Consider the following 10,780-nt stretch of genomic DNA (forward strand, 5'->3'; position numbering starts at 1 on the left):
GTTGGACAGCTGCGGCTAGGGCCGGCTCACTCGCCGAAGACCGCGGGCATCGTGAACCGGTGCGCCGAGCGCAGCTCGGACACCGACACCGTGAACAGGTCGCCGACGACGACGTCGCGACCACCGGTGACGCCGATGCGCGCGTGCGGCACGTCGCCGAGCAGCTGCTCGAACTCGGTGGCGCGACCGGCCGGGACGGCGACGAGCGCGCGGGCCGCGGACTCCGAGAAGAGCGCCGTGAACGCGTCGAGGGGCTGACCGTCCTCGGTCGTCCCGACGCGGTCGAGGCCGTCGACCGTGACCCCGACCCCGTGGCGCATGGCCATCTCGGCCAGGCCGATGGCGAGGCCGCCTTCGGACAGGTCGTGGGCGGCCTCGACGACGCCGGCCTTGGCCGCCCGCGCGAGCGCGGCACCGAGCGCCTGCTCCGCGGCGAGGTCGACCCGCGGCGGCACCCCGCCGAGGTGCTTGTGCACGACGTGCGCCCACTCGGACCCGTCGAGCTCGGCGCGGGTCGTGCCGAGGAGGTAGACGTGGGCGTCGTCGGAGCGGAAGCCGGAGCCGGAGCGCTTCGAGACGTCCTCCATGACGCCGAGGACGCCGATGACCGGCGTCGGGTGGATCGCGACGTCACCGGTCTGGTTGTAGAACGACACGTTGCCGCCGGTGACCGGGATGCCGAGGGTCTTGCAGCCCTCGGCGATGCCCCGGATGGCCTCGCGGAACTGCCACATGACGCCCGGGTCCTCGGGTGAGCCGAAGTTGAGGCAGTCGGTGACGGCCAGCGGCTCGGCGCCGGCCGTGGCGACGTTGCGGTAGGCCTCGGCGAGTGCCAGCTGGGCGCCGGCGTACGGGTCGAGCTTGGCGAAGCGGCCGTTGCAGTCCGTGGCGACGGCCACGCCGCGCCCGGTCTCCTCGTCGACACGCACGACACCGGCGTCGTCGGGCTGGGCCAGCGCCGTGTTGCCGAGGACGTAGCGGTCGTACTGGTCGGTGACCCACGACTTGTCGCAGAGGTTCGGCGAGCCGATGAGCGTCAGCAGCTGGGCGCGGATGTCCTCACCGGTCTCGGGTCGCTCGAGGGCGGAGGCCGAGTCGGCGTTGAGCGCGTCGAGGTAGTCCGGCCGGGCGAGCGGGCGGTTGTACGTCGGGCCCTCGTGCGCCACCGAGCGCGGCGGCACGTCGACGATGACCTCGCCGTGCCACGTGATGACGAGGTGGTCGCCGTCGGTGACCTCGCCGACGACGGTGGCCTCGACGTCCCAGCGGTCCGTGATGGCGAGGAACTCCTCGACCTTCGCCGGCTCGACGACGGCCATCATCCGTTCCTGCGACTCGGACATGAGGATCTCGTGCGGCTGCAGCGTCGCGTCGCGCAACGGCACGAGGTCGAGCTCGACGTGCATGCCGCCGTCACCGTTGCTCGCGAGCTCGCTGGTGGCACAGGACAGCCCGGCGCCGCCGAGGTCCTGGATGCCGGCGACGACACCCGCCCGGTAGAGGTCGAGGCAGCACTCGATGAGCACCTTCTCGGCGAACGGGTCGCCGACCTGGACGGCGGGGCGCTTGGCGGGGCCGCCGGCCTCGAACGTCTCGGACGCGAGGACCGAGACGCCGCCGATGCCGTCGCCGCCGCTCTTGGCACCGAAGAGGATGACCTTGTTGCCGACGCCGGTGGCCTTGGCCAGGTGGATGTCCTCGACGCGCATCGCGCCGACGCAGAGCGCGTTGACGAGCGGGTTGCCCTGGTAGCAGTCGTCGAAGACGACCTCGCCGCCGATGTTCGGCAGGCCGAGGCAGTTGCCGTAGCCGCCGACCCCGGCGACGACGCCGGGCAGGACGCGCTGGGTGTCGGGGTGGTGCAGGTTGCCGAAGCGCAGCGGGTCCATGACGGCGATCGGGCGTGCCCCCATCGACATGATGTCGCGCACGATGCCGCCGACGCCGGTGGCCGCGCCCTGGTACGGCTCGACGTAGGACGGGTGGTTGTGCGACTCGACCTTGAAGGTCACCGCCCAGCCGTCACCGATGTCGACGACGCCGGCGTTCTCGCCGATGCCCACGAGCAGCTTCTCGCGCATCTCGTCGGTGGTGTTCTCGCCCCAGAGCTTGAAGTGGACCTTGCTCGACTTGTACGAGCAGTGCTCGGACCACATGACCGAGTACATGGCGAGCTCGGCGATGGTCGGCCGGCGACCGACGATCTCGCGGATGTTGAGGTACTCGTCCTCCTTGAGGCCGAGCTCGGCCCACGGCTGGTCGACGTCGGGTGTCGCCGCCGCGTGCTCCACCGTGTCGACGGCGGACGGGGCGGTCTCGACGGTGGCCTGTGCTGCGGTGTCGCTCATGCGGTGGCTGCGCTCTCGAGGGTGTGCGTGATCAGCGAGGTGAAGAAGGCCCGGCCGTCGAGGCTCGGGCCGTAGCCCTCCTCGACGCAGTGCTCCGGGTGCGGCATGAGGCCGACGACGTTGCCCCGCTCGTTCGTGATTCCGGCGATGTGCCGGTAGGACCCGTTGGGGTTGCGGCCCTCCGCGTCGGGGACGTACCGGAACACGACGCGCCCCTCCCCCTCGAGCCGGTCGAGGGTCTCCTCGTCCGCGACGAAGCCCCCCTCGCCGTTCTTGAGGACGACGGTGATCTCCTGACCGGCCTCGAAGTCGCCGGTCCACGCCGTCGAGGCGTTCTCGACGACGAGCCGGGTGTCGACGCAGTTGAACTTGCGGTGGTCGTTGCGGATCAGCGCGCCGGGCAGCAGGTGGCTCTCGGTGAGCACCTGGAAGCCGTTGCAGATGCCGAGGACCGGCAGGCCGCCCTGCGCCGCCGGCACGAGCCGGTCCATGACCGGCGCGAAGCGGGCGATGGCGCCGCAGCGCAGGTAGTCCCCGTAGGAGAACCCGCCGGGAAGGATGACGGCGTCGACACCCTTGAGGTCCGCGTCGCCGTGCCAGAGGGAGACCGCCTCGCCACCGCAGGCGCGCACGGCCCGGGCCGCGTCGCGGTCGTCGAGCGAGCCGGGGAAGGTGACGACGCCGACCTTCACTGCGCGTCGTCCTTCGGCTGCGCGTCGTCCGCGGGCTCCTCGAGGACCCGGACGGACACGACGTCCTCGATGACGGGGTTCGACAGCAGCTTCTCGGCGGCCTCGCGGGCCGCTTCCAGGTGGCCGTCGGTGACGTCACCGTCGACCGTGAGGACGAACCGCTTGCCCTGCCGGACGTCGGTGAACCCGTCGAAGCCGAGGCGCGGGAGTGCCCCGCCGACGGCTTGGCCCTGGGGGTCGAGGATCTCGGGCTTGAGCATGACGTCGACGACGATGCTTCCCATCGGTGATGGTTCTCCCTGTCTGGATGGGGTCAGGAGCGTCCGTGCCGGACGGCCGAAGTCTATCGGCCCGCGCGGGTGCCCCCGACCGCGTCTCAGCGGGACTGCAGGGCGTCGAGGGCGACGGCCATCGCGGCCCCGACGCGCCAGTCGAGGCGCCGCCCGTCGGCGAGCGCCGGCAGGTCGACGTGGTAGATGTCGCGGACGCCGATGCGCTTGGTCGAGCTGAGCACAACCTCCCCCTGCGGCGTCCGGAAGTCGAAGTGGAACAGCCAGGGCACCGGGATGTCGCCGAGCACCGGCACGAAGTCCCACACGCGGCGCAGGATGGCGACCTTCGCGTTGCGCTCGGTGCCCGTGGACTCGAGGCCCGCGGCGTCGCGCAGGTGCCACGTCGAGCTGGCGAGCGAGGCGCCGAAGTCCTTCTTGAACCAGCCGATCGGCGCGCCGGTGGCATCGAGGACGTCGTAGCCGGAACCGAGGTCGATGACCTTGCGGGCCCGGAACCCGAAGAGGGCGTGCGTCTTGGCCGCGTCGCTGAAGAAGGTGACCTCCTCCTTGAGCTTCATCCGCTTCTGCTCGGCGAAGCACAGCAGGCCCAGCTCGGCTCCGCTGCCGTCGGAGCGGTGGATCTCGTACCGGTTGACCATCATCGTGACGCGCTGGCGCACGACGTAGTGCTCGGTGTCGGGGGCGGGCTGCTCGGCGACGGGCTCGCTCATGGGCCCCAGCGTGCCACAGCCGTCGTGGTCCGCACGGGACGGGCCGTCCCGACTCAGGCCGGGGCCAGGCAGGCGTGCAGGTGCATGTCGTGCCAGCCGTCCGGGTGCAGGAGGGCCGAGCGCCGCACGCCCTCGAGGTCGAACCCGCTCTTGACGGCGACCCGGCACGAGGGCTCGTTGTGGACCGAGTGCATGAGCTCGATGCGGTGCAGGCCGACGTCGAAGAGCCACGCCGTCATGGCGGTGAGCGCCCGGCCGGCGACGCCTCGCCCGCGACCCTCCGGCAGGACCCAGTAGCCGACCTCCGCGATGCCCTCGTCGAGGTGCAGCACCGGAAGGCCGACGCGCCCGACGAGGTCGCCTGCGCCGTCGACGACGGCCCACTCGGCGCCGGTCTCGCGCTGCCATCGCGCGTGCGCCCGCCTGCGGACCCACTCCAGCGCCTCGTCGTGGGTCAGCGAGCGCCGGTGCCAGCGCTGGATGGCCGGGTCGGCGTAGGCACGGACGAGGGCGTCGGCGTCGTCGTCGCCGAACGGGCGCAACGTCAGGCCCTCCCCCGCGTCGACGGTGGGCTGGGCGGCGGCGTTGAGCGATCCGGGCGCGACGGCGACGGGAAGGGCGGACACGGCCTCATGCTCGCACGGGGTCCCGACCGTGCCGTCCCCGCGTCGGCCGATCTCGACGGCGGACCGGAGGCGGTCGGCCTCAGAAGCGCTCGCCGGTGAGCCGCTCGTAGGCCTCGACGTACTTGGCGCGGGTCTGCTCGACGACGCGCTCGGGCAGCTCGGGCGGCGCCTCCCCGCTCCGGCGGTCCCACCCGGACTGGGCCGAGGTGAGCCAGTCGCGGACGAACTGCTTGTCGTAGGAGGGCTGCGGGTGCCCCGGTTTCCACAGCTCGGCCGGCCAGAACCGGGAGGAGTCCGGGGTCAGCACCTCGTCGGCCAGGACGAGGCCGCCCGAGCCGTCCGGGGCGAGGCCGAACTCGACCTTGGTGTCGGCGATGAGGATGCCCCGCCGCGCGGCGATCTCGTTGCCCCGCGCGAGGATCGCGCGCGTCAGCCGGGACACCTCGGCAGCGACCTCGGCACCGAGCTCGGCCTCGACCTCGGCGGGCGTCATCGGCAGGTCGTGCTCGCCCACCGGCGCCTTCGTCGTCGGCGTGAAAACCGGCTCGGGCAGCCTGGAGCCGTCGACGAGCCCCTCGGGAAGCCCGACGCCCGACACCGACCCCTTCTCGCGGTACTCCTCGAGGCCGCCGCCCGTCAGGTAGGCGCGCGCGATGGCCTCGACCTTGAGCATGTCGAGCCGGCGCACCACGACGCCGCGCCCGGCCACGGCGTCGGGCACGTCGGTGGACACGACGTGGTTGGGCACGAGGTCGGCGAGCTGGTCGAACCACCACAGCGACAGACGCGTCAGCACCGCGCCCTTGTCGGGGATCTCGGGCGACATCATCCAGTCGTAGGCCGAGAGGCGGTTGGACGCGACGAGGAGCAGCTGGTCCGGGACCTCGGTGCCGTCCGCGGCCAGCGGCACGTAGAGGTCGCGGACCTTGCCGGAGTAGACGTGCCGGTACCCGTCGAGCTCGACCCGGGTGCTCATCGGGCCGCCGCCACGGTGATGTCGCCGCGCTCGGCGCGCAGGGCGATGTCGGTGCGGTGGTGCGAGCCGGGCAGCTCGATGACGGCGACGGCGTCGTACGCGGCCTGCCGCGCCTTCGCAAGCGTCGGGCCGACGGCGACGACGTCGAGGACGCGTCCGCCCGCGGACACCAGCTGGCCCGACGCGTCGAGCGCGGTACCGGCGTGCAGGACGACGACGCCGGGCACCTCGGCGGCGGCGTCGAGCCCGGTGATCGGGTCGCCGGTGCGGGGCGAGGCGGGGTAGCCGTGCGAGGCGATGACGACGACCACCGCGCGGTCCTCGGACCAGCGCAGCCGGCCGAACTCGGCCAGCGTCCCGGTCGCCGCCGCGAAGAGCAGCTGGGCGAACGGCGTCTCGAGGCGGGCGAGCGACGCCTGGCCGTCGGGGTCGCCGAGCCGTGCGTTGAACTCGACGACCTTCGGCCCCCGCGAGGTCAGGGCGAGCCCGACGTAGAGGATGCCGACGAACGGGGTGCCACGCCGGCGCATCTCGTCGACGGTCGGCTGGGCGACGCGGGCGACGACGTCGTCGGCGAGGCCCTCGGGTGCCCAGTCGAGCGGCGAGTACGCCCCCATGCCACCGGTGTTGGGGCCGGCGTCGTCGTCGGCGACCCGTTTGAAGTCCTGCGCGGGTGAGAGCGCGACAACCGTGGAGCCGTCGCTGACGCAGAAGACGGAGACCTCCGGGCCGTCGAGGAACTCCTCGACGACGACGCGTCCGCCGTCCTTGGCCAGGCATGCCCGGGCGTGCTCGACCGCGGTCTCGCGCGACTGGGTGACGACGACGCCCTTGCCGGCGGCGAGGCCGTCGTCCTTGACGACGTACGGGGCGCCCAGCGCGTCGAGGGCGGCCTCGACCTCCTCGACGGTCTCGCACACGTGGGCCAGCGCGGTGGGCACCTCTGCCGCCGCCATGACCTCCTTGGCGAACGACTTGCTGCCCTCGAGCCGGGCGGCCTGCGCCGACGGCCCGAAGACGGCCACGCCCGCGGCGCGGCAGGCGTCGGCGACGCCGGCGACGAGCGGCGCCTCGGGCCCGACGACGACGAGGTCGACCTCGTGCTCGCGCGCGAGCGCCGCGACGGCGTCGCCGTCGAGCACGTCGACGGGGACGCAGAGGGCCGTGGCGTCGATGCCCGGGTTGCCGGGCGCCGCGATGACGGCCTCGACCTCCGGGTCGGCGGCGACGGCCTTGACGAGGGCGTGCTCGCGGGCACCGGAACCGAGGACGAGGACCTTCACGGCGCCCAGCCTATTGGCTCGTCCGGGTGCTGCTGCGAGGCTGTCCCGATGGCGAACACCGACGCTCCCGACGCCCCCGGCCCGGACCACGAGGCCTGGCTCGTCTCGACGCTCCAGTCCCACCGCGACGCCGTGCTGTGGAAGCTGGAGGGCGTGTCCGAGCACGACGCCCGCCGCCCCCTGACCCCGACCGGCACCAACCTGCTGGGTCTGGTCAAGCACCTCGCGTACGTCGAGCACGGCTACTGGGGCCCGACCTTCGAACGCGAGGTGACCGTGCCGCTGCCCGCGTGGGACGACGACGCGTTGCCCAACGACGACATGTACGCCTTCGCCGACGAGTCGCGCGAGGACGTCGTCGCGCTGTACCGGGCGGCCTGGGAGCTCGGTGCCGGGACCGTCGCGCTCGGCCTCGACCACCGGGGCCGGGTGCCGTGGTGGCCGCAGGAGCGGGCCGATGTGGACGTGCGGCTCGTCCTGGGCCACCTCATCGCCGAGACGGCCCGCCACGCCGGCCATGCCGACATCCTGCGCGAGCAGCTCGACGGTGCGGCCGGACGCTTCCAGGGCCGCGAGAACCTGCCCCTGGAGGACCCGGCCTGGTGGCGCGACTACCTCGCCCGCGTCGAGGCCGCCGCCGACGCCCACCGCTGAGGCCGCCGCGGCGTGAGGGTCAGGCCGTGCCGGTCAGGCCTGCCGGTCAGGCCTGCCGATCAGGCCGTGGCGGTCAGGGTGCCGAGGCGCTCGAGGAGGCGGTGCCGCACCTCCGGCCACTCGTCGACGAGGATCGAGTACACCGCGGTGTCGCGCCACGAGCCGTCGGCGCGGCGCACGTCCCGGCGCGTCACCCCCTCGAACACCGCTCCCAGCTTGAGGATCGCGGCGCGCGACCGGGCGTTGAGCACGTCGGTCTGGATGCGGACGCGTCCGAACCCGCACGTCTCGAAGGCGTGGGCGAGGAGGAGGAACTTGCACTCCGGGTTGACCGCGGTGCCCCACCACGGCGAGCCGTACATCGTCCAGCCGAGGTGCACGTGCTGCCGGGTGAGGTCGACGTCGCCGAGTGAGCTCGTGCCGACGACCGTGCCCGCCGCACCGAGGGGCGAGTCCTCGACCAGCCGCACCGTGTAGGCGGTCCGCCCCTGCTCGCGTGCCGCGATCGAGGCGGCCACGAGCGCCTCGGTCTCGGCCGGCGACTCGTGCCGGCGCATCATGAGGAAGCCCTGCTCGCAGCAGCGGGGGTCCGTGTAGACGGCGAACAGACCGTCGGCGTCCTGCGGGCGCATCACGTCGAGGCGCACGACGCGACCGACGAGCGGCACGCCGGTGGGTGGGATGGAGTCCGTCTCGGGCATGTCCTGACACTAGACTTGATGGTTCCCGCGCCGCTCAGGGCGCCCCTCGAGTCCATGGATGTCAGTGAGCACTTCGAACGCATCTCCCCAGCGCGCATCGGCCGCGGTCCCCGACGAGGTGGCCCGCGAGATCGCCGTCGAGCAGGCGCACGTCGACCGGGTCCACGAGGAGCTCGTCAAGGCCGGCATCCGGGCCGAGTCGGTGCAGGCCGAGGGCCTGTCCCGCGGCCGCATCACGAAGTCGGCGGAGGTCGCGTACGAGGAGGCGGCGGGGCTGTTCGAACGCGACGCCCTGATGTTCCACGCGGCCCGACGCCGCACCGCCCTCGACACCCAGTACGAGGGCCTCGTCTTCGGCCGCCTCGACATCGACCACGCCATGCTGCGCGCCGAGGCGGCCGGCCACGCCGGCGCGAACGGCAACGGCTCGGCGCCCTCGACAGCGGCGTCCTCGGCAGCCTCGTCGGCAGCGGCGGACCGCGAGGTGCGCTACATCGGCCGCCTCGGCGTCCGCGACGACGACTACGAGCCGCTCGTCATCGACTGGCGCGCCCCGGCGGCGTCGGCGTTCTACCGCGCGACGCCCACCCAGCCGATGGGCGTCCTGCGCCGACGCGTCCTGCGCAGCCGCGGCACGACCGTCATCGGCGTCGAGGACGACCTCATGGTGCCCGAGGCGCCCGACGACCTCGTCATCGTCGGCGACGGCGCCCTCATGGCCGCCCTGACCCGCACCCGCGGCGCGCGGATGCGCGACATCGTCGCGACGATCCAGGCGCACCAGGACGAGGCCATCCGGGCCAGCGCCCGCGGCGTCACCGAGATCACCGGCGGACCCGGCACCGGCAAGACCGTCGTCGCCCTGCACCGGGCCGCCTACCTGCTCTACTCCGACCGGCGCCGGTTCGAGTCCGGCGGGATCCTCGTCGTCGGCCCGTCGGGTGCCTACACCGCCTACATCGAGCGGGTCCTGCCCTCCCTCGGCGAGGAGAGCGTGACGCTGCGTGCGCTCGGCGACGTCCTCGACGTCGTCAGCACTGAGCGGCTCGACCCGCCCGCGGTCGCCCGGCTCAAGGGGTCGGTGCGCATCCGCACGCTGCTCGGCGCGGCGGCCCGCGGACGCGTCCCCGAGGCCCCGACCGAGTTCCGTGCCGTCGTCGCCGGCCGGGCCGTGCGGCTCGAGGCGCGCGATCTCGACCGCGTGCGCTCGCAGGTGCTGCGCCAGCACCAGCGCAACGCGGCCACCGCGGCGGCACAGGCCTCGCTCGGTGAGGCCGCGTGGAGCTCGCTCGGCATCAGCGGCGACCGCGACGCCAAGGCCGAGTTCATGGACAAGTGGGAGGACCACCTCGACGTCGAGGCGTTCATGCAGGCCTGGTGGCCGCAGGTCGACCCGCGCCAGGTGCTGCTCTGGCTCGCCGACGAGGCGCTCGTGCGCCGCCACGCGCGCGGCACGCTGCACGACGACGAGGCCGCGATGCTCGCCACCTCGTTCCGGACCGCGGTCGAGACCGGCACCTGGTCGGTGGCGGACGTCGCGCTCGTCGACGACGTCGCGGCGCGCCTCGGCCCCGTGCAGGACGCGCCCCAGGAGGAACGCGGGTTCTACGAGATCGAGGAGCTCGACGACCTCAGCCAGTACGGCGTCACCGAGGTGCAGCCGGTGTCGGCCCGCGACGAGCGGCGGGCCGAGGCCGTCGGCGGCGACCCCACCGACCGGCTCCTCGCCGGGCGCATCGGCAAGCCCGAGGAGTACGCCCACGTCCTCGTCGACGAGGCGCAGGACCTCTCGCCGATGCAGTGGCGGATGATCGGACGCCGCGGGCGGCACGCGTCGTGGACCGTCGTCGGCGACGCCGCGCAGGCCTCCTGGCCGGATGCGGCCGAGGCGGCGTCGGCACGTGAGGAGGCCTTCGGCACGCAGCCCCGCCAGCGCTTCCACATGGACACCAACTACCGCAACGCCCGCGAGATCTTCGACTTCGCCGCCGACGTCGTGCGCCGCGAGGTGCCCGACGCCGACATCCCGCAGGCGGTCCGCGAGACCGGCGTCCAGCCGCTCGAGCTGCCCCTCGGCGCCGACGGGGCCGAGTCCCTGTCAGCGGTGCGCTCGGCGGTCGACGCGCTGCTCGGCGAGGTCGAGGGCGCCATCGCCGTCGTGACGCCGGCCCGGCACGCGCCGGCGCTCGCGTCCGTCGACGGGGCCGGTGAGGGCCGGGTCCAGGTCGTCGACCCGATGTCGACCAAGGGTCTCGAGTACGACGCCACCGTCGTCGTGGACCCGGACGAGATCGTCGCCGAGTCGCCCGGTGGTGTCCGGGTGCTCTACGTCGCCCTGACCCGAGCCGCCCACCGGATGACCGTCCTGTCCTGATCCCCCCGGTATGTCCCGTGCTCCTGAGCACGACATCGAGGTAAAGGTTTGTTCAAGGAATCGCCGAACCATCGACTCCTCAGCACCTGTCTCTTATACACATCTGACGCTGCCGACGACGGA

The 10,780-nt window shown here is 73.2% G+C and carries 10 protein-coding genes; 2 read left to right on the forward strand and 8 right to left on the reverse strand.

Annotated elements, in window-relative coordinates; all coding sequences use genetic code 11:
* Positions 1–26: 26 nt before the first annotated feature.
* The 7 genes from purL to purD form a co-directional block, all read right to left on the reverse strand.
* Complete coding sequence (gene purL / locus ACPYOM_RS07285) at positions 27–2,348, reverse strand: phosphoribosylformylglycinamidine synthase subunit PurL (RefSeq protein ID WP_481345453.1); 2,322 nt, start codon at positions 2,346–2,348, stop codon at positions 27–29.
* A complete protein-coding gene (purQ, locus tag ACPYOM_RS07290) occupies positions 2,345–3,040 on the reverse strand; it encodes a phosphoribosylformylglycinamidine synthase subunit PurQ (RefSeq protein WP_481341596.1) in 696 nt (231 codons plus the stop codon). Before purQ ends, purL begins: the two co-directional genes overlap by 4 nt.
* Positions 3,037–3,324 (reverse strand): phosphoribosylformylglycinamidine synthase subunit PurS, encoded by a 288-nt coding sequence (gene purS, locus ACPYOM_RS07295; protein ID WP_481345454.1) that lies wholly within the window; start codon positions 3,322–3,324, stop codon positions 3,037–3,039. Before purS ends, purQ begins: the two co-directional genes overlap by 4 nt.
* Positions 3,325–3,416: 92 nt before the next feature.
* Entirely contained in the window at positions 3,417–4,043 is a 627-nt protein-coding gene (locus tag ACPYOM_RS07300; protein ID WP_481341597.1) for an LURP-one-related family protein, read from the reverse strand.
* 53 nt (positions 4,044–4,096) lie between these two features.
* The gene (locus ACPYOM_RS07305; protein ID WP_481345455.1) at positions 4,097–4,669 is read right to left on the reverse strand and encodes a GNAT family N-acetyltransferase; all 573 of its coding nucleotides are present in this window, start codon (positions 4,667–4,669) and stop codon (positions 4,097–4,099) included.
* A gap of 79 nt (positions 4,670–4,748) precedes the next feature.
* Positions 4,749–5,645 carry a phosphoribosylaminoimidazolesuccinocarboxamide synthase gene (locus tag ACPYOM_RS07310; RefSeq protein WP_481345456.1) on the reverse strand — a complete coding sequence of 299 codons (897 nt, stop codon included), beginning with the start codon at positions 5,643–5,645 and terminating at the stop codon, positions 4,749–4,751.
* A complete protein-coding gene (gene purD / locus ACPYOM_RS07315; RefSeq protein WP_481345457.1) occupies positions 5,642–6,928 on the reverse strand; it encodes a phosphoribosylamine--glycine ligase in 1,287 nt (428 codons plus the stop codon). Before purD ends, ACPYOM_RS07310 begins: the two co-directional genes overlap by 4 nt.
* Before the next feature lie 48 nt (positions 6,929–6,976).
* On the opposite strand from purD, the gene ACPYOM_RS07320 reads away from it, so the two are divergent.
* Positions 6,977–7,582, forward strand: coding sequence for a DinB family protein (locus ACPYOM_RS07320; RefSeq protein WP_481341600.1), 606 nt, complete (start codon positions 6,977–6,979; stop codon positions 7,580–7,582).
* A gap of 59 nt (positions 7,583–7,641) precedes the next feature.
* On the opposite strand, the gene ACPYOM_RS07325 is transcribed toward ACPYOM_RS07320, so the two are convergent.
* A complete protein-coding gene (locus ACPYOM_RS07325; protein ID WP_481345458.1) occupies positions 7,642–8,283 on the reverse strand; it encodes a GNAT family N-acetyltransferase in 642 nt (213 codons plus the stop codon).
* 58 nt (positions 8,284–8,341) lie between these two features.
* On the opposite strand from ACPYOM_RS07325, the gene ACPYOM_RS07330 reads away from it, so the two are divergent.
* Positions 8,342–10,657: a HelD family protein gene (locus ACPYOM_RS07330; protein ID WP_481341602.1), complete on the forward strand. Its 2,316-nt coding sequence runs from the start codon at positions 8,342–8,344 to the stop codon at positions 10,655–10,657.
* Positions 10,658–10,780: the final 123 nt, after the last annotated feature.

This window comes from Monashia sp. HAY1-2A (assembly GCF_056755315.1).

Excerpts from the sequence above, each read along its gene's own strand:
- ACPYOM_RS07300 (WP_481341597.1), bottom strand. The coding sequence starts at position 4,043 with ATGAGCGAGCCCGTCGCCGAGCAGCCCGCCCCCGACACCGAGCACTAC.
- purS (WP_481345454.1), bottom strand. The coding sequence starts at position 3,324 with ATGGGAAGCATCGTCGTCGACGTCATGCTCAAGCCCGAGATCCTCGAC.
- ACPYOM_RS07325 (WP_481345458.1), bottom strand. The coding sequence starts at position 8,283 with ATGCCCGAGACGGACTCCATCCCACCCACCGGCGTGCCGCTCGTCGGT.
- ACPYOM_RS07320 (WP_481341600.1), top strand. The coding sequence starts at position 6,977 with ATGGCGAACACCGACGCTCCCGACGCCCCCGGCCCGGACCACGAGGCC.
- ACPYOM_RS07310 (WP_481345456.1), bottom strand. The coding sequence starts at position 5,645 with ATGAGCACCCGGGTCGAGCTCGACGGGTACCGGCACGTCTACTCCGGC.
- ACPYOM_RS07330 (WP_481341602.1), top strand. The coding sequence starts at position 8,342 with ATGTCAGTGAGCACTTCGAACGCATCTCCCCAGCGCGCATCGGCCGCG.
- purL (WP_481345453.1), bottom strand. The coding sequence starts at position 2,348 with ATGAGCGACACCGCAGCACAGGCCACCGTCGAGACCGCCCCGTCCGCC.